This window comes from Janthinobacterium sp. SUN120 (assembly GCF_030397735.1).
Classification (GTDB): Bacteria; Pseudomonadota; Gammaproteobacteria; order Burkholderiales; family Burkholderiaceae_D; genus Janthinobacterium; species Janthinobacterium kumbetense.
This window is the reverse complement of the sequence record NZ_JAPUBW010000002.1, coordinates 824663-842430: the sequence shown is the minus strand read 5'-3', so window position 1 is coordinate 842430 and position 17768 is coordinate 824663. Positions and strand designations below refer to the sequence as shown.

Here is a 17768-nt window from a genome sequence, read left to right as displayed (position 1 = left end):
TTGCCGGCGGGTATGCTGGCAACGCTTTTGGATGGCACTCGACTAGCTGCCCGACAACGCCTTGGCGGTGTTGTCTTATTTATTCATTAACGTCCAGTAGCGGGCCAGGTCAGCCGCGCCATCCGTGCCCTTGACGGCTTTGAGTGCCGTCGTGGCGTTGGACTTCTTGCCGGCATGGATGTAGGCGATGCCCAGATGCAGCTTGGCTTCTTCCGCATACTTGGCGGTGCCCAGTTTCACGGCGTCGTTCATCAAGCCCAGACCCTTTTCAGCCTGGCCATCGTAGACCAGGGCGAAGCCCAGCTTGCTCAAGCTGTCGGCGTCCTTGTTCTTGGTGTATTCCGCTTCCGACTTGGCCGCGTTGGCTTTCAGGTCAGCCTGGGTTTTCAGGGCCAGGTCTTTCAGACGCTGGTGACGTGGCGCATCGGCGCCGGTACCCAGCACGCCTTTTTTGTAGCCTTGCTCGATGATGCTCAGCGCTTCGCCAGGATTGCCTGCTTGCAGGGCCAGCTGGCTGATTTCCATGTATTCGGAAGGCTTGCTGAACAGGCCGTTGGCCAGGCGCAGGCGCTGGACGTCCAGGCCCAGGCGTTGCGAGAAGCCAGGTTTGCCCGAAACGCGGTTCAGCAGGTCGGCCCAGTAGCTGGTTTTCGGATAGCTCGATGCCAGTTTTTCCAGGGTGGCAACGTAGCCGCCCTTGTCGTTTTGCTTCAACTGGATGTTGGCCAGCATTTGCAGGCTCGCTTCCGAGTTGCCGCCACGCGCTTGCAGTTCTTTTGCCGCTTCGGCGAAGTTGCCGCTGACGTAGTAGGTCTGGATCAGCAGTTCGCGCATCTGTGGATCTTCGCGGTCTTTCAGCGAGCGTTTGATCCAGGTGATGGTGTTTGGCCAATCCTTGGCGCGGTAGTACATGCCTGCCAGCGCTTGCGTGAATTTGGGGGCTTCGGCGGCGCTCAGGCGGCCGGAATTGATGACGGCTTCAAAAGCCTTGATGGCGGTGCCGTTGTCGCCAGCGGCGGCAGCAGCCGAGGCGCGCACGCGTTCGATCTGGTAGCTTTCAAAGGCGGTCTTGCCGCCGACGCTGTCAGCTTCGCGCAGCTTGGCCAGTGCTTCCTTGTTTTTGCCGCTGCCAGCGAGTTTTTGCGCTTCTTGCAATGGCTTGCCCACTTCGGCACGCACGGTGTCCGCGGCATATGCCAGCGAGCCCAGGCCGATTACGGGAGTTGCTGCGGTAAAACCGATAGCGGCCATGACGAGGCCGAGATGAGCGAGACGAAACTTGGACATGAGAAAGTCTTTCAGTAAAAAGCGAATAGGCAGGAAGTCCTGCCTATTCGGATGTAAAGATAACCTGATTGCTACAGCTTACTGGAATTGCTCGTTGCCGACCAGACCGATTTTGGTCACGCCCAGACGCTGCGCCGACGCCATCACACCGGCGACGACTTTGTATTCCACCAGCTTGTTAGGACGCAGATGCACTTCTGGCTGATCTGCTTGCGCAGCAACGTTGCTCAGTTTGGCTTCCAGCGTATTACGATCAGGTACGACCTGATTGTCCCACAAGATAGTGCCATCAAAATCGACATCGATCGTGACGACCACTGGTTCGGTTGTCGGTGGCGGCGGGGTGCCGACCGGCATGTTCAGGTTCACCGAGTGGTTTTGCTTAGGAATCGTGATGATCAACATGATAATCAGCACCAGCATCACGTCGATGAGGGGCGTCATGTTCAGTTCCATCATTGGTTCCGGATCCGCGCCTGCTGCGCTTCCCGAACCGACATTCATACTCATAGTGTTTCCTTTAAGAAGTCCAACGAAGCACCGGGCGAAACTGCCGCCCGGCAAGCTTCCTTCAGTGGCGCCCCCCTGTTGCCGGGACGCCGCTGTCAGTCGCTATCAGCCCTTGTCAGGTGGTTCGGTGATGAAGCCGACCTTCTGGATCCCGGCACGTTGGGTCGTGTAAATAACCCGGCCGATCGATTCGTAGCGTGTTTCTTGGTCGCCACGAACGTGTACTTCCGGCTGCGGTACTTTCACTGCTTCAACTTTAAGATAATCGAACAATTCGTTCGTGTCTCTCAGTCTGGTCTGGCCCAGGTAAATCTCGCCATCCTTGTTAACAACGATGTTAACGTTTTGCGGCTTGGTTTGAAGGGCTTGGTTGGCCTCGATCGGCAGATCGATTTTCTGCAGCTTGAGGACAACTGGACTGGTGATCAAGAAAATGATCAGCAAAACCAACATGATGTCGACGAGCGGCGTCGTGTTGATTTCTGACATTACTTGATCTTGATCTCCGCTGTCGGAGCCGACGGACATCGACATGACTTATCCGATCTTTTTAGCGCCGGCAGCACGGCCAGCTTCGCTGGTGGACATTACGCCGGAAACCAGAACCGAGTGAACGTCGGCGCTGAACGAGCGGATGTCTTCCATTGCGGTTTTGTTACGACGAACCAACCAGTTGTAACCCAGAACGGCAGGAACAGCGACCAGCAGACCGAAAGCGGTCATGATCAGTGCTTCACCAACTGGACCTGCAACTTTGTCGATCGATGCGTTACCGGTCATGCCGATAGCGGTCAGTGCGTTGTAGATACCCCAAACGGTACCGAACAGACCGATAAACGGTGCGGTCGAACCAACGGTTGCCAGGAACGACAGGCCATCTTGCAGACGCGATTGGACTTTGTCCGAAGCGCGCTGGATCGACATCGTCACCCAGGTCGACAGATCGATTTGTTCCAGCAGGGCGCCGTCATGGTGAGCGGTTGCCTTGGTGCCCGATTCAGCGATGAAGCGGAATGGCGAACCTTCTTCCAGGGTTGCCGAACCAGCAGCGATCGAAGGAGCTTTCCAGAATTTGGCAGCGGCTTCTTTAGCTTGCTTGAAGATCTTCATTTGATCGATCAGCTTGGTGATGATGATGTACCAGGTACCGATCGACATGATGACCATGATGATCAGGGTGGCGCGTGGCACGAAGCCGCCGTCCCACACTGCTTGCAGGCCGAACGGGTTGTGTACTTCTTCGGTTTTGGCTGGAGCGGCTGCATCAGCGGCTGGAGCTGCTGCTGCGTCTGCTGCTGGAGCGGCGGCATCTGCAGCAACTGGTGCTGGTGCAGCGTCTGCCGCAGGAGCCGAAGCGGCAGCCGATGCTGGCGCGTCAGCGAATGCCGGAGCTGCTACCAGAGCGGTAGTAGCGGTAACGGACAACAGAACCGCGGCAAAAAATGCGGACAAACGGGTATTCTTAAACATGCTTCCTCCAAAATTAAAAATAACAGATCGCTGAACGTAATGACAACGAAATCATAGTGTGAGACAGGGGATAACTGTCTCGGGTTTTAATCCAGCGACCAAACGTATTGCATTTGCTGCCAGCCTTGTTCCGGCTTGCCGTCAACTGTTGCCGGCTTAAATGTACAGCGGCTGATACCTTGCACCGCGGCTTTGTCCAGGTCCCTGAAGCCGCTGGACTTCACGATCTTCGAATCAGCGACCTTGCCGTCTACACCGATCAGGAACGACAGTGTCACCACACCGGTTTCCTCGTTACGCTGCGACGACTTTGGATAAGCCGGTTTTTCGCAGACGCTGAAGTCAACCACGGCCGGCGTACGCACCGATTTGGCTGGTCCAGGAGTTGGCGCAGGCTGTGCAGGCGGCGATGGCGGTGCCAATACATTCGTGGCTGGCTTCACGGCAGTCGCATTTGCAATCACGTTCTGCTGTGGTGGCGGCTGCTGCACGTTCACCTCGACTGGCGGAATGAATGGCGGCGGTGGCGCCTTCATTTCTGGCGGCGGTGGTGGCGGTGGAAGATCCTTCGGTGGAGGCGGTTTGACTTCCTCGATAATCTTGGTTTCAACCGGTTCCATCATTTTGGTGACCAACCGCTTGCCCAAGCCCGTCACGATCCCGTAAGCCGCGAGAACGTGCAGCAGGACAACGATAGTGATGCCTGTGTAGTTCTTGGGACTTTTCTCGTTCGAAAAATTCATGCCTGCTTTCTCCAAATACCATCTCTTGTCTTGCAACTGAACCCCAAAATGACGACACAAAGCTCCAGCCGTATCCGGGACGTCGCCGAATTATACATACGAATTCTTTATTTTACACAGATTTTTAACGCCTAAAACCGGTTAAATTTTTGGCGCTTTTGCGCCCTGAAAACGTACTTGCTTATGTCATCTTTGCACGCTTTCGGACATAAAAAAAGGCGGTCTTATCGGTTTTTTACAGCCGTTTTGGGCGACCGCTGCTAAGTTCTCCGATGTGTCGATCTGGCGGAATTATATTTCGTGATATTCAATATGGAAACTGCTAAATTTGGAGAAAAATCTTTCTTTTTGGAAATGTTTTGGCTCGGAACCAGACCACTTAGGCCGTCGCGCGCACCAAACGGGTGCGGAACGCACTTCACCCAGGTCAAAAAAGGCGCTCCTGACAGCCGTTTCGAGGCCGCCAGGCCATACTGAATTCCTATATAGGCATAGGAAGCGCTTATATTCTTGCTATTGATTATTATCAACAAATCATTTCATGGCTTGGCAACCGGGTCATCGCGCCGGTTGCGCTTCTCGCGCCGGCAATTCAAGGTGCCCAGCACCGCCCCCTGGGGGTCGACCGTATCGAGGTGCACATCGAAGCCCCACAGCCGTGCCACGTGCTTGAGCACCTCGGCCGCCTGCTGGTTCAGCGGGCGGCGCTGGAATTGCGTGTGGCGCAGGGTCAAGGCGCGGTCGTCGCGCGTGTTGACGGACCAGACCTGGATATTCGGCTCGCGGTTGCCCAGGTTGTACTGTTCCGCCAGTTGCTGGCGCACGTAGCGGTAGCCGGCATCGTCGTGGATGGCGGAAATGGCCAGTTTTTCATTCTTGTCGTCGTCGAGCACGGTAAAGAAGTGGAATTCGCGGATCAGCCGCGGCGACAGGTACTGGGCGATGAAGCTTTCATCCTTGAAATTGCGCATGGCAAAGTCCAGGCTCTTGCGCCAGTCGCTGCCGGCCATGTCGGGGAACCAGGCGCGGTCTTCGTCGGTCGGGTGCTCGCAGATGCGGCGGATGTCGCTCATCATGGCAAAACCCAGCGCATACGGGTTGATGCCGCTGTAATACGGGCTGTCGATGGGCGGCTGGTAGACCACGTTGGTATGGCTTTTCAGAAATTCCATCATGAAGCCGTCGCCCACCACGCCTTCGTCATACAGCTGGTTCAATATCGTGTAGTGCCAGAAGGTGGCCCAGCCCTCGTTCATGACCTGGGTTTGCCGCTGCGGATAGAAGTACTGGGAAATCTTGCGCACGATGCGCACCATCTCGCGCTGCCACGGTTCCAGCAGCGGCGCATACTTTTCGATGAAATACAGCAGGTTTTCCTCGGGTTCGGGCGGAAAGCGGGGCGCGGCCTTGCGCTGGTCTTCCTCTTCCTCCTCATCTTCGCGGCGGGGCAGGGTGCGCCACAGCTGGTTGATCTGCGACTGCACATAGGCTTCGCGCTCTTTCTGGCGCGCATATTCCTTCGCCATCGACAGTTTCGCCGGGCGCTTGTAGCGGTCCACGCCATAGTTCTGGATGGCGTGGCACGAGTCGAGCAGCAATTCCACGGCGTCGACGCCATGGCGCTGTTCGCATTCGGCGATGTAATTCTTGGCAAACACCATATAGTCGATGATGGCGTCCGCATCCGTCCAGGCGCGGAACAGGTAATTGCCTTTAAAAAAGGAGTTGTGGCCGTACGCCGCATGCGCGATCACCAGCGATTGCATGGTCAGGCTGTTTTCCTCCATTAAATAGGCGATGCACGGGTTCGAGTTGATGACGATCTCGTAGGCCAGGCCCATCTGGCCCCGCTTGTAGCTTTTCTCGGTCGATAAAAAATGCTTGCCGAACGACCAGTGGTTGTAGGAGACGGGCATGCCGACCGAGGTATAGGCATCCATCATCTGCTCGGCCGTGATGATTTCCAGCTGGTTCGGATAGGTGTCGAGGCCAAACTGTTTCGCCACGCGGCGGATTTCCTCGTGGATTTGCTCGATCAGTTCGAACGTCCATTCCGACTGCTCGGGCAGGGCGTTCGGGTGGCGCAGGCGCGCGAACGGTTCGCCCGGGGTGTTGCTGGCGCGGTCAAAGGCTGCACTCATCATTTCACCTGTTTCTTGAACAGTTCGCGGAAGACCGGGTAGATATCGGCCGGCGTGACGATCTTTTGCATGGCGAAATGGGCGTGATGGTCGAGCACGCCCGCGTATTGCTCCCACAGGTTTTGCTGCGGGCCGTCCGTGATCTCGACATAGGTGTAGTACTGCACCTTGGGCATGATGGTATTAATAAGCAATTGCCGGCACAGCACGGAATCGTTGTCCCAGTTGTCGCCGTCGGACGCCTGCGCCACATAGCTGTTCCATTGCCCGGCGCCATAGCGTTCGTCGATGATGGTATTGAGCAAGTGCAGCGCGGAGGACACGACGGTGCCGCCCGACTCGCGCGAATTGAAGAATTCATGCTCGTCCACTTCGGCCGCCGCCGTATGGTGGCGGATGAAGACGACCTCGATCTTGTCGTAGGCGCGCTTGAGGAACAGATATAACAGGATGAAGAAGCGCTTGGCCGTGTCCTTGCGCGACTCGTCCATGGAGCCGGACACGTCCATGATGCAGAACATGACGGCTTGCGTCATCGGCTTGGGCACCTTGATGCGGTTGCTGTAGCGCAAGTCGAACGGGTCGATGAAGGGGATGGCCAGCAGGCGCGTGTGCAAGTGGTGGATCAGGCGGCGCAGTTCCGTGACGAGCGGGTCGCTGTCGGGCGCGCCTTCGTGCAGCAGTTCGGCCAGGTCTTCCTCGGCCTGCGCCAGCTGCTTGCGGGCGCCGCCGCCGACGGCGATGCGCCGCCCCAGCGCGCCGCGCAGGGAACGCAGCACGTGGATGTTCGATGGCGTGCCCGACATATTGTAGCCGGCGCGCTGGTTCTTGAATTCCGTGGTGGCCGTCAGCTGGGTTTTCACCATGTGCGGCAATTCCAGGTCCTCGAAGAAATAATTCATGAATTCTTCGCGCGACAATTCGAAGATGAAGTCGTCTTCCGTCGTCTCGTCGCTATTGCCCGCCTTGCCCCGCCCGGCGCCACCGCCGCCTTTCGGCCGCGCGATCTGGTCGCCTTTCAGGTATTCCTTGTTGCCGGGATTGACCACTTCCCATACGCCGCCATGCGCGTGGCCGAACGACGGTTCGCCCACGTCCTTGACGGGGATGCTGACCTTCTCGCCATTCTCGACGTCCGTGATCGAGCGCCCCTTGATGGCGCGCCCCACGGCATCCTTGATCTGGCCCTTGTAACGCCGCAGGAAACGCTCGCGGTTGACGGCGGATTTATTCTTGCTTTGCAAGCGCCTGTCGATGAGATATGTCAAAGGGTGCCTCCTTGCTTCTCGTCTTGCGCGCCCCGCCTGCCCTCGGGCGGGAGCGCGCCTCCGCTGTCCGCGCTAGGATGACTTGCGCACGCGCAAGTACCATTCGCATAACAGGCGTACCTGCTTGGCCGTATAGCCTTTTTCCACCATGCGGGCCACGAAGTCGGCGTGCTTGTTGGCATCGTCGGCGCTGGCCTTGGCATTGAAGGAAATCACGGGCAACAATTCCTCCGTATTCGAAAACATTTTCTTTTCAATGACGGTGCGGAACTTTTCATAACTGGTCCAGGCGGGATTCTTGCCGCCGTTCGAGGCCCGCGCGCGCAAGCCGAAGTTCACGATTTCATTGCGGAAATCCTTCGGATTGGAAATGCCCGCCGGCTTCTCGATCTTCTCGAGTTCATTGTTCAGCGATTCGCGGTCGAAGCTTTCGCCCGTGTCCGGATCGCGGTATTCCTGGTCCTGTATCCAGAAATCGGCAAACGTCACGTAGCGGTCGAAGATGTTCTGCCCGTATTCCGAATAGCTTTCCAGGTAAGCCGTCTGGATCTCCTTGCCGATGAATTCCACGTAGCGCTGCGCCAGGTGCTCTTTAATATAGGAGAAGTAGCGCTGCTCCAGTTCCGGCGCGAACTGCTCGCGCTCGACCTGCTGCTCCAGTACATATAATAGATGCACGGGATTGGCAGCCACTTCGGAATTGTCAAAGTTGAACACTTTTGACAGGATCTTGAAGGCAAAGCGCGTCGACAGGCCGTTCATGCCTTCGTCCACGCCCGCGTAATCGACATATTCGTGCATGGACTTGGCTTTCGGGTCCGTGTCCTTGAGGTTTTCGCCATCGTAGACGAGCATCTTCGAGAAGATGCTGGAGTTTTCCGGGTCTTTCAGGCGCGACAGGATGGCGAACTGCGCCATCATGCGCAGGGTGCCGGGCGCGCAGGGCGCCTTGACGAGCGAGGAATTGGCCACCAGCTTGTCGTAGATCTTGATTTCGTCGGACACGCGCAGGCAATACGGCACCTTGACTATATAGATACGGTCAAGAAACGCCTCGTTGTTGCGGTTGTTCTTGAACGTCTTCCATTCCGACTCGTTCGAGTGGGCCAGGATGATGCCGTCGAACGGAATCGCGCCGAAGCCTTCCGTGCCCTTGTAATTGCCTTCCTGCGTGGCCGTCAGCAAGGGGTGCAAGACCTTGATGGGCGCCTTGAACATTTCCACGAATTCCATCAAGCCCTGGTTGGCCAGGCACAGGCCGCCCGAATAGCTGTAGGCGTCCGGATCGTCCTGCGCATAGTCTTCCAGCTTGCGGATGTCGACCTTGCCCACCAGCGAGGAAATATCCTGGTTGTTTTCGTCGCCCGGCTCCGTTTTCGAGATGGCGATCTGTTTCAGCACGGATGGATAGCGCTTGACGACGCGGAACTGGTTGATATCGCCATTGTATTCATGCAGGCGTTTCACGGCCCACGGGCTGGGGATGTTGCGCAGATAGCGGCGCGGGATGCCGTAATCCTCTTCCAGGATGGTGCCGTCCTCTTCCTCGTTGAACAGGCCCAGCGGCGACTCGTTGACGGGCGAGCCTTTCAGGCAATAGAAGGGCACGTGTTCCATCAGCGACTTGAGTTTTTCCGCGATGGACGACTTGCCGCCGCCGACGGGCCCCAGCAGATACAGGATCTGCTTGCGTTCTTCCAGGCCTTGCGCGGCGTGGCGGAAGTACGAGACGACTTGCTCGATCACCTCCTCGGTGCCGTAGAACTCGCGGAAGGCGGGATAGATCTTGATGATCTTGTTGGCGAAGATGCGCGACAAGCGCGTGTCGTTGCGCGTGTCGACCAGCTGCGGCTCGCCGATGGCGGCCAGCATGCGTTCGGGCGCGCTGGCGTACGTCAGCTTGTCCTTCTTGCACAGGGCCAGGTAGTCGGTGAGCGACATTTCCTCTTCGCGGGTGCGCTCGTAGCGTGCTGCATAGTTATCAAAAATGGTCATGTCAATGTCCTTTAATGTAAACCCGTACTGCCAGTCACCATGGCCGCCCGCCTGGCACTCGCCTGGGCTTGCCGCTTGAACTTTTCCTGTACCCCGTATCGATTTTTATTGTTGTTTCAAGCCCGGCTGTCTTTGCGAGTCCGGATTGCCCGGACCAAAAAACTGGCGCTTGATGCCGTGTGCTGACGTGGCCAGCCGGCTTTTTTTTCACTGTTGATAGCGCTTGCTGCACCTACCATTACCCCATGAAATTTATTATTGCTCTAAAGGATCAGGAAGTCAAAAGATATGTCGGCATATCCTTAATACTTGTTTGTAAATTGTTGATTTAATTGGATAAATCATCAAATTTTTCATCGGTTCCAATGAACTTTTGTATACCTTTTAAACCATCATACGACAATTCGCCAGCGCGTGCCGGAGCCGGCCATGGCGCCGCCGCAGCCTGCGCCATGGCGGCCTGGCGCCGGTGAGGCTGGCCATCTTGCGCTAAGATGCCTGCATGTCTGATGGCCCTGCGCGCAGCGCGTGCGCGTGCGCGAGCCAGCATTTTTATCGTCACCCTATAAGGAACACCCATGATGAACCCCCAATTGCGCGCGATCGTCCGCGGCATGCCGAAGGCCGAACTGCATATCCATATCGAAGGCTCGCTGGAGCCAGAACTGATTTTCGCACTGGCAGAGCGCAATGGCGTGCCTCTGGGCTATGAATCGGTGGAACACTTGCGCAGCGCCTATGCTTTTACGGATTTACAGTCTTTTCTCGACATTTATTACGCTGGCGCAAGCGTGCTCTTGAAAGAGCAGGATTTCTATGACATGACGCAAGCCTACCTGCGCCGCGCCGAAGCCGATAACGTGCTGCACACGGAAATCTTCTTCGACCCGCAAACCCACACGGCGCGCGGCGTGCCCATTGCCGACGTGATCAACGGCATCCACCGCGCCTGCCAGGACAGCCCCGTCAGCGCCGCCCTGATCCTGTGCTTCCTGCGCCACTTGAGCGAGAAAGAGGCGTTCGAGACCCTGGAAGACGCCTTGCCGCACCGCGATAAATTCATCGGCATCGGCCTCGATTCCTCGGAAGTGGGCAATCCGCCCGAGAAATTCTCGCGCGTGTTTGCCCGCTGCCGCGAACTGGGCCTGCACCTGGTGGCCCACGCGGGCGAGGAAGGCCCGCCGGCCTACATCCGCACGGCGCTCGACGACTTGCAGGTCGAACGCATCGACCACGGCGTGCGCTGCCTGGAAGACGCGGACCTGACGGCCCGCCTGGCGCGCGAACAGATCGCCCTGACCGTCTGCCCCCTGTCGAACACCAAGCTGCGCGTGTTCGACCAGATGCACGACCATAACCTGGTGCAATTGCTCGACGCGGGCTTGCTGGTGACGGTGAACTCGGACGATCCCGCGTATTTCGGCGGCTACATGAACGACAATTTCGACGCCATCTTCGACGCGCTGCCGCTGGGCCTATCCCACGCGCAACGCCTGGCGCGCAACGGTTTCATCGCCGCCTTCCTGCCGCAGGCGCAGAAAGACGCCTTCCTCGCTACCGTCGATGCGTATTTCGCGCAGCACGCCGCCGCCCACGGCAGCGCGCAGTAACTCTATAAAGACCCGCCGCCCATGCTCCGCCTCTCCCTGAAAATGACCGGCCGCGACTGGCGTGCCGGGCAACTGCGTTTCCTGCTCGTCGCGCTGATCGTCGCCGTGGCGGCCCTGTCGGCCGTCGGCTTTTTCGTCGACCGCCTGCGCGCGGGCTTGAACCGCGACGCGCACCAGTTGCTGGGGGCCGACCTGGTCATCAGCGCCGACCAGCCCGTCAATGCGGCTTGGCGCGCGGAGGCGCAGAAGCGCGGCTTCATCCTGGCCGACACGGTGACGTTTCCCAGCATGGCGCAGGCGGGCGAGGGCAAGCAGTCGCTGTCGCAACTGGCCTCCATCAAGGCCGTCTCGCCCGGCTACCCGCAGCGGGGCAAGCTGAAAATCACCACCCAAGTTAGCGAGGCGCAGGATGCCGTCGGCCGACCAACCGACCAGGTGCCGGCGCCCGGCACCCTGTGGGTCGATGCGGCGATTCTGTCCAGCCTGAACGCCAAGCTCGGCGATACGCTGACGCTGGGCGACAAGGCGTTTACCGTCACCCAACTGATCGCCAGCGAGCCGGACCGCGGCGCGTCCTTCCTCAACTTCGCTCCCCGCGTGATGCTGCCCTTGAGCGACCTGGCCGCCACGGCGCTGGTACAGAACGGCTCGCGCGTGTCGTACCGCTTGCTGCTGTCGGCGCCGCCCGCCAAGGCGGGCGAGCTTGCGCAATATCAAGCCTGGCTGGAGAGCCAGATCAAGACACAGGCGATCAAGGGCGTGCGCATCGAATCGCTGGAATCGGGCAGTCCGCAGATGCAATCGACCCTGGACCGCGCCGACCGTTTCCTGTCCCTCGTCGGCTTGCTGTCGGCCATGCTGGCGGCCGTCGCCGTGGCCATGGCGGCGCGCCGCTTCATGCTGCGCCACCTGGATGCCTGCGCCATGCTGCGCTGCCTGGGGCTGACGCAAAACCAGGTCACTGCCATGTACGTGATCGAATTCTTATTGGTGGGATTGGCCGGCAGCGTGGTCGGCGTGATGGTGGGTTTCGGCGGCCACCTCGTGCTGCTGGAGTTGCTGGGCAAGCTGGTGCAGAGCGACTTGCCGCCCGTGTCCATGCTGCCCGCCCTGCAAGGCGTGGCTACCGGCATGCTGTTGCTGCTGGGTTTTGCCTTGCCGCCGATTTTGCAGTTGCGCAATGTTCCCCATAACCGCGTGATCCGCCGCGAGCAGGAGCCGCCGCAGGCGCTGGCCCTGGCCACCTACGGCCTGGGCATCGCCGCCTTCGTCGTGCTGCTCCTGTGGCAAGCGGGCGACGTGAAACTGGCCCTGCTGACGGCGGCCGGCTTCCTGGGCGGCTTCGCCCTGTTCGGCCTGGCCGGCTGGCTGGGCATCCGCTCGCTGAAAACCCTGCGCGGCGCCTTCAATCACCAGGGCTGGCGTTTCGCCGTCACGTCCCTGCAGCGCCGCCCGGGCGCCACCGTCATCCAGGTGGTGTCCCTGGCCTTGGGCCTGATGGCCTTGCTGTTGCTGACGGTGGTGCGCGGCGACTTGATGGTGGCCTGGCGCAACGCCACGCCGCCGGACGCGCCGAACCGCTTCATGATCAATATCCTGCCGGAACAGAAAGACCCGATCGCCGCGCGCCTGGCCCAGGCCGGCGTGGCCAATGCGCCCTTGTATCCGATGATACGGGGGCGCCTGGTGGCCGTGAACGGCAACGCCATCACGGAAACCACGTATGAGGACGACCGCGCCAAGGGCCTGGCCGACCGCGAATTCAACCTGTCGACGATGGCCACGATGCAGGAAGAAAACAAGCTGGTGGCCGGCAAGTGGTTCGGCAATGCGCCGGGCGCGCCAGCCGAGGCGTCGGTGGAAGAAGGCATCGCCAAGACCTTGAAATTGAAGCTGGGCGACAAGCTGCGCTTCGACATCGCCGGCCAGCCCGTGGAAGCGGCGATTACCAGCCTGCGCAAGCTGGAATGGGGTTCGATGCGCGTCAATTTCTTTGTCATCATCAACCCGGCCGCCATGGCGGACACGCCGCAGACGTGGATCACGGCGTTCCACCTGCCGCCCGCGCAGGCGGACCTGGGCAACGCCTTGCTGCGCGACTACCCGAATCTGACGGTGGTCGACGTGGGCGGCGTGCTCAAGCAAATTCAGGGCGTGCTGGACCAGGTGGTGACGGCCGTCGAATTCCTCTTTGCCTTCACCTTGGCCTCTGGCTTGCTGGTGCTGTATGCGGCCTTGATGGGTTCGCAGGACGAGCGCACGCGCGAAGCGGGCCTGCTGCGCGCGCTGGGCGCCACGCGGCGCCAGCTGGCGCAGGCGCAGCTGATCGAGTTTTCCCTCGTCGGCGCGCTGGCCGGCCTGTTGGCGGCCTCGGGCGCGGCGGCCATGGGCTGGGCGCTGGCCACGTACCAGTTCAAGTTCGCCTGGAGCTTCGCGCCCGGCGTGTGGGCCTTTGGCTTGCTGGCCGGCGCCCTGTGCGCGATCGCCGGCGGCTGGCTGGGCTTGCGTAATGTCCTGAAACATCCGCCGCTGCAAACCTTGCGGGAAAGCTAAGGACTAGGCGCCCACGCTGTCGTCCGCCTGCGCGCGTAAAAATTGCGCGTAGGACATGACCGGCTGGCCCAGCTGGTGCGGCGGCACGTCGAACAGGGCCCAGAAATAGGTTTCGCGTCCCAGGCAGATGGTCGGCGCGGCGCAGTAGCGGAACCAGTTTTCGCCGATGTGCGCCGCATACATGCCGTCGCTGTCGGCATCGGAAAAGTACGGGATCACGCGCATTTCCAGCAAGGCCAGCAGCAGGGACTCGGGCGCGTCGCTGTCGCGCGCCATTTCGTACTGCGTGTGCAGGCTGCGTTCCGTCTCGATGATCATCAGGCGGGCCTGGCCGTCGCGCGTGAAAAACAGGATGCCGCAGGGATTCGGGAAAATATAGAACTCGACAAAGCCATGGCGCCGGCACAGCTCCTGCACGACGGCGGCCATGGCTTCGTCTTGCAGGAAACTATAGTCATGCAGCAATAGCAAGTCGCGCACGGTGTCCGACTGCTGCAGGAAGAATTCGCGTTGCAGGGAAACGATTTCCTGTTCCAGGATATCGAGCGCATCGTCGTCGCTCTTCTTGATGTAGCGGTCGATCAAGCCCCGGTTGAAGGCCGTCACGGCCACTTTTTCATCGGCCGCGCCCGTAAATAAAATCTTCTTGCACGGCAAGTCCCGCACGGCCTGGCAGAATTCCAGGCCATTCATCTGCGGCATCGAATAATCGACCACCAGCACGGAAGGCACGGCAAAGCGCTGCGCCTGGCCGCTGATGCGCCAGATGCGTTCGAGGTCGAGCGCCACGTTGCGCTGGTCGCGCGGCAGGTTTTGCGTGTCGAAATTGACGTGCAGCGGCGTCTCGCCCGGCTGCGTGCTGTGACGCAGCCAGTGCAGCGCGCTGCTGGTGTCATGAAAGGTCAGGCGCGCCAGCGCGGGATCGAGCTGGAACGCCAGGCTTTTCAGGAAGGAATCGCTGTCATCGATCAATACGGTCAGGGTCGGATGGGAGTAGACGGGCAGTTGCATGCATCACCTTGCGGGGGAAGAGGGTTGTAAGCGGGCAGGCAGGGGCTGGGGAAATTCCAGGATGAAAATCGCATACGCATGCTCGCGCGACACGCAGCGGATGCGCGCCTGCCAGGCCGTGATGATCTGCCGGCACAGGGCCAGGCCGATGCCGCTGCCGTTATGCACGGGATACGAATAAAAACGCTCGAAGATCAGCGGCAGGCGGTTCTTCGCGATGCCGCAGCCCGTGTCGATGAACAGCAGCCTGGGCACGGGGCGGGCGCCGTCGATGATGATGCGCACGCGGCCCTTGCCGGCCCGCTGGATGGCTTTCAGCGCGTTTCTCAGCAGGTTTAGCAGGATCACCACGCACAGTTCGTCCTGGCCGGCGAACTGGAAGTCGGCGCGCACGTCCACCTTGACGCGGCTGCGCTGGCTGTTGCCGGTGAATGGGTAGCGCTTCAGCACGGAATTCACCATCGCCAGCATCGACAGCGCCTGGCTGGGTTGCAGGTTGCGGTTCACGGCGCTGGCGCTCATCAGGAACAAATCGATCATGTGCTGCATGTGGCGCACTTCGAACTGGATGCGCGACAGGGCTTCCTGCAGCGGCGGCAAGTCGTGCGTCTGGCCGGCCAGCTGCGGCAGCAGCCGGCGCATGCCCCGTACATTGGCTTCCACGCTGGTCAGCGGCGTGCGCAGTTCGTGTGCCACGGAACCGAGCCCGGCGGACAGGCCGGCCAGCCGTTCCAGTTCCAGCACCTTGCTGCCCACTTTCACCACGGACAGCGCGGCTATGGTGAACCAGTGCACGGGCAGTTGCTGCAGCACTTCACGCTGCAGCAGGAAGTCGCCTTCTCCCTGCAGGATGACGGCGAGGCAGGCGGTGCTGGTGCCGATCAGGTAGGCGCGGCAAGCCAGCTTCGTTTCGAAATGAAACAGCACGACGAGGCCGATCAGCAGCGATTCGCTCCAGATGGACGACGCGTGGTTCATCAGAAACATGAAGGTAAAGAAGAAGGGCAGGATGTAGCTGAGCGCGAACAGCAGGTAGCGCGACAGCCAGCGGGCCGAGAAGTGGCGCGCAAACAGGCCGACCGCGCAGATGCCCACGCCCGTCAGGCGCAAGGTCAGGTTTTCATAGGCTTGCGGAAAAAAGTAATTCCACAGCAGGTAGTACAGCGGCATCGCCACCGTGCCCACGGCGGCCAGCATGGCGACCCTGCCGGCCAGGTTTTCATGGGGCATGCGTTCATGCAGCAGCGAATGGAGCAGGCGCCTGCGCCAGTGTGTCCATCGTCCTTGCAATTGCTGCGTCATGACTCTGCCTTGATTCTCTTCAGAACATTATCATCGCGTAAATTTTCCTGGTTGAACGGTTATCTCATCGGACATTGATATACGTCAATGGATGGGTTCGCGAGACGGTCAAGGCTTTAAGCCGCAGCAAACCTTTCCCTAGGAGAAAACTCATGACCATCGCTACCAGCTTGCACGCCCCATCCTTCGTCCGCGCAGAACACTGCTTGCCAGACTACATCGTGCGGCGCATGGATGCGCACCACGTCACGCGCATCGAAAAGCTGCTGGGCGGCCAGCATCCCCATGCCTGGCAACCGACACCCGCCCATGCCATTTTCCTGGCCGGCAATGACTACCTGTCCATCGCCGCCGAGCCTGCGCTGGTGGCGGCCCAGGTGGCGTCCCTGCAGGCGAATGCGGGGGGCATGCTGATGTCGGCCGTGTACTTGCAGGAAGGCAGCGAACAACACCGGCTGGAAAGCCGGCTGGCCCGCTTCATGGGCAGCGAGGACGGCATCCTGGCGCAGTCCGGCATGGCGGCCAACGTCGGGCTGATCCAGTGCATCGCCAGCCCCGGCATTCCCGTCTACCTCGACATGCAGGCCCACGCCTCGCTGTGGGAAGGCGTGTTGTCGGCGCAGGCCCAGGCCGTGCCCTTCCTGCACAACGACATGACGCACTTGCGGCGGCAAGTGGAAAAGCATGGCCGCGGGGTGATCGTCGTCGACGCCCTGTACAGCACCAATGGCAGCCTGGCGCCGCTGCTGGAATTGCTCGACATCGCCGAGCGCAGCGACTGCGTGGTGGTGGTCGACGAGTCGCACTCGCTGGGCACGCATGGCCCGCAGGGCGCGGGCCTGGTGGAGGCGTGGGGACTGGGCCACCGCGTGCATTTCCGCACGGCGTCGCTGGCCAAGGCCTTCGCGGGCCGCGCCGGTTTCATCAGCTGTTCCAGCCGTTTCAAGGGCTATTTTTTGTCCGAATCACGCCCCGCCATCTTCAGTTCCTGTTTGCTGGCGCACGAGCTGGCGTGGCTGGGCGCGGCGCTCGATTTCATCATGGCCGCCGACGGGCGGCGCGCCACCCTGCAACGCCATACGCTGCAGGTGCGCGAAGGCTTGCGCGAGCTGGGCTACAACGTCAGCGATGGCACGGAGCAGATCGTGGCGCTGGAGGCGGGCGGCGAACTGGCCACCCTGGTCCTGCGCCAGGCGCTGGAGCGGCAAGGCATTTACGGCGCCATGTTTTGCGCCCCGGCAACGGCGAAGAACCGCGCCCTCGTGCGCCTGACCCTCAATGCGGGGCTCGACGGGGCGGCCATCGAGCGGGTGTTGGCGGGCTGCGCCGCCATCCGCGCCGAAGCGGGCGTGGAACACTGGCCATCGACGCGGCGCCTGCGCAGGCTGGCGCTCGTGTAGCGTCGTCAGCCGGCCAGCCGGCCCAGGAGGGCTGAAAGCGCTCCCAGCTGTTCTGCCGGCGCATCCTGCAGCAATTCGCGCCCCACCGCCTGCGCGGTGGCGCTCGCATGTCCCAGCAATTCCTGGCCGGCGGCAGTCAGCACGGCATAGCCGACGCGGGCGTCGCGCGCATCGGCCTGGCGTGCCACCAGGCCAATCTTTTCCAGTGGCATCAAGGAGCGCGTGACGCCCGAGGCCGTCAACGCCAGGCGCTCGGCCAGGTCGATGCGGCGCAGGCGCGCACCGGGCGCGCGCTGCAGCTGGTACAGCAATTGATAGTCGCTGAAGCTCAGGCCATGCAAATTGCCCAGGGCGCTGTCGAAGCGGCGCACGATGAGCGCCTGGGCGCGCGCCAGGCGCAGGCAAAAGTCCAGCGCGCCATCGGCGTCCGGCGACGGGAGGGTGTGATCGTTCATGGCGTCCATTTTATCCGTTGCGA

General features: G+C 60.5%; 14 protein-coding genes. 3 read left to right on the top strand and 11 right to left on the bottom strand.

Annotated elements, in window-relative coordinates; genetic code table 11:
- Window positions 1-75: 75 nt before the first annotated feature.
- The 8 genes from O0879_RS13485 to O0879_RS13450 all read right to left on the bottom strand — a co-directional run bounded on the left by O0879_RS13485 (window position 76) and on the right by O0879_RS13450 (window position 9414).
- A complete protein-coding gene (locus O0879_RS13485) occupies window positions 76-1287 on the bottom strand; it encodes a hypothetical protein (RefSeq protein ID WP_099666826.1) in 1212 nt (403 codons plus the stop codon).
- Between the two features lie 78 nt (window positions 1288-1365).
- On the bottom strand, window positions 1366-1797 hold the full coding sequence (locus O0879_RS13480) for a biopolymer transporter ExbD (protein ID WP_170840419.1): 432 nt from the start codon (window positions 1795-1797) through the stop codon (window positions 1366-1368).
- 105 nt (window positions 1798-1902) lie between these two features.
- Window positions 1903-2331 (bottom strand): biopolymer transporter ExbD, encoded by a 429-nt coding sequence (locus tag O0879_RS13475; RefSeq protein WP_077407915.1) that lies wholly within the window; start codon window positions 2329-2331, stop codon window positions 1903-1905.
- 3 nt (window positions 2332-2334) lie between these two features.
- Entirely contained in the window at window positions 2335-3267 is a 933-nt protein-coding gene (locus tag O0879_RS13470; RefSeq protein ID WP_199534342.1) for a MotA/TolQ/ExbB proton channel family protein, read from the bottom strand.
- Window positions 3268-3353: 86 nt separating this feature from the next.
- The gene (locus O0879_RS13465) at window positions 3354-4010 is read right to left on the bottom strand and encodes an energy transducer TonB (RefSeq protein WP_099377981.1); all 657 of its coding nucleotides are present in this window, start codon (window positions 4008-4010) and stop codon (window positions 3354-3356) included.
- 539 nt (window positions 4011-4549) lie between these two features.
- Window positions 4550-6151, bottom strand: a complete 1602-nt coding sequence (locus O0879_RS13460; RefSeq protein ID WP_099666828.1) for a SpoVR family protein — start codon at window positions 6149-6151, stop codon at window positions 4550-4552.
- Window positions 6151-7419 carry a YeaH/YhbH family protein gene (locus O0879_RS13455; protein WP_077407911.1) on the bottom strand — a complete coding sequence of 423 codons (1269 nt, stop codon included), beginning with the start codon at window positions 7417-7419 and terminating at the stop codon, window positions 6151-6153. The genes O0879_RS13460 and O0879_RS13455 overlap by 1 nt, the downstream gene beginning before the upstream one ends.
- Window positions 7420-7491: 72 nt before the next feature.
- The gene (locus O0879_RS13450) at window positions 7492-9414 is read right to left on the bottom strand and encodes a PrkA family serine protein kinase (protein WP_099666829.1); all 1923 of its coding nucleotides are present in this window, start codon (window positions 9412-9414) and stop codon (window positions 7492-7494) included.
- Between the two features lie 578 nt (window positions 9415-9992).
- On the opposite strand from O0879_RS13450, the gene O0879_RS13445 reads away from it, so the two are divergent.
- Both O0879_RS13445 and O0879_RS13440 read left to right on the top strand, forming a co-directional pair.
- Entirely contained in the window at window positions 9993-11024 is a 1032-nt protein-coding gene (locus tag O0879_RS13445) for an adenosine deaminase (protein WP_099666830.1), read from the top strand.
- A 21-nt stretch (window positions 11025-11045) separates the two neighbouring features.
- On the top strand, window positions 11046-13577 hold the full coding sequence (locus tag O0879_RS13440; RefSeq protein ID WP_289916877.1) for an FtsX-like permease family protein: 2532 nt from the start codon (window positions 11046-11048) through the stop codon (window positions 13575-13577).
- Window positions 13578-13580: 3 nt separating this feature from the next.
- On the opposite strand, the gene O0879_RS13435 is transcribed toward O0879_RS13440, so the two are convergent.
- Both O0879_RS13435 and O0879_RS13430 read right to left on the bottom strand, forming a co-directional pair.
- Window positions 13581-14588 carry a response regulator gene (locus O0879_RS13435; RefSeq protein ID WP_289911221.1) on the bottom strand — a complete coding sequence of 336 codons (1008 nt, stop codon included), beginning with the start codon at window positions 14586-14588 and terminating at the stop codon, window positions 13581-13583.
- Between the two features lie 3 nt (window positions 14589-14591).
- Window positions 14592-15890 (bottom strand): HAMP domain-containing sensor histidine kinase, encoded by a 1299-nt coding sequence (locus O0879_RS13430; protein WP_289903884.1) that lies wholly within the window; start codon window positions 15888-15890, stop codon window positions 14592-14594.
- A 152-nt stretch (window positions 15891-16042) separates the two neighbouring features.
- On the opposite strand from O0879_RS13430, the gene cqsA reads away from it, so the two are divergent.
- Complete coding sequence (gene cqsA, locus O0879_RS13425) at window positions 16043-17290, top strand: alpha-hydroxyketone-type quorum-sensing autoinducer synthase (RefSeq protein WP_289916876.1); 1248 nt, start codon at window positions 16043-16045, stop codon at window positions 17288-17290.
- A gap of 5 nt (window positions 17291-17295) precedes the next feature.
- On the opposite strand, the gene O0879_RS13420 is transcribed toward cqsA, so the two are convergent.
- Window positions 17296-17745, bottom strand: coding sequence for a MarR family winged helix-turn-helix transcriptional regulator (locus tag O0879_RS13420; RefSeq protein ID WP_099668394.1), 450 nt, complete (start codon window positions 17743-17745; stop codon window positions 17296-17298).
- Window positions 17746-17768 lie beyond the last annotated feature (23 nt).

Bases quoted from the DNA above. Each gene is read 5' to 3' on its own strand.
- O0879_RS13420 (WP_099668394.1), bottom strand. From the start codon at position 17,745: ATGAACGATCACACCCTCCCGTCGCCGGACGCCGATGGCGCGCTGGAC.
- O0879_RS13485 (WP_099666826.1), bottom strand. From the start codon at position 1,287: ATGTCCAAGTTTCGTCTCGCTCATCTCGGCCTCGTCATGGCCGCTATC.
- O0879_RS13465 (WP_099377981.1), bottom strand. From the start codon at position 4,010: ATGAATTTTTCGAACGAGAAAAGTCCCAAGAACTACACAGGCATCACT.
- O0879_RS13445 (WP_099666830.1), top strand. From the start codon at position 9,993: ATGATGAACCCCCAATTGCGCGCGATCGTCCGCGGCATGCCGAAGGCC.
- O0879_RS13460 (WP_099666828.1), bottom strand. From the start codon at position 6,151: ATGAGTGCAGCCTTTGACCGCGCCAGCAACACCCCGGGCGAACCGTTC.
- O0879_RS13480 (WP_170840419.1), bottom strand. From the start codon at position 1,797: ATGAGTATGAATGTCGGTTCGGGAAGCGCAGCAGGCGCGGATCCGGAA.
- cqsA (WP_289916876.1), top strand. From the start codon at position 16,043: ATGACCATCGCTACCAGCTTGCACGCCCCATCCTTCGTCCGCGCAGAA.
- O0879_RS13430 (WP_289903884.1), bottom strand. From the start codon at position 15,890: ATGACGCAGCAATTGCAAGGACGATGGACACACTGGCGCAGGCGCCTG.
- O0879_RS13475 (WP_077407915.1), bottom strand. From the start codon at position 2,331: ATGTCGATGTCCGTCGGCTCCGACAGCGGAGATCAAGATCAAGTAATG.
- O0879_RS13435 (WP_289911221.1), bottom strand. From the start codon at position 14,588: ATGCAACTGCCCGTCTACTCCCATCCGACCCTGACCGTATTGATCGAT.
- O0879_RS13450 (WP_099666829.1), bottom strand. From the start codon at position 9,414: ATGACCATTTTTGATAACTATGCAGCACGCTACGAGCGCACCCGCGAA.
- O0879_RS13470 (WP_199534342.1), bottom strand. From the start codon at position 3,267: ATGTTTAAGAATACCCGTTTGTCCGCATTTTTTGCCGCGGTTCTGTTG.
- O0879_RS13440 (WP_289916877.1), top strand. From the start codon at position 11,046: ATGCTCCGCCTCTCCCTGAAAATGACCGGCCGCGACTGGCGTGCCGGG.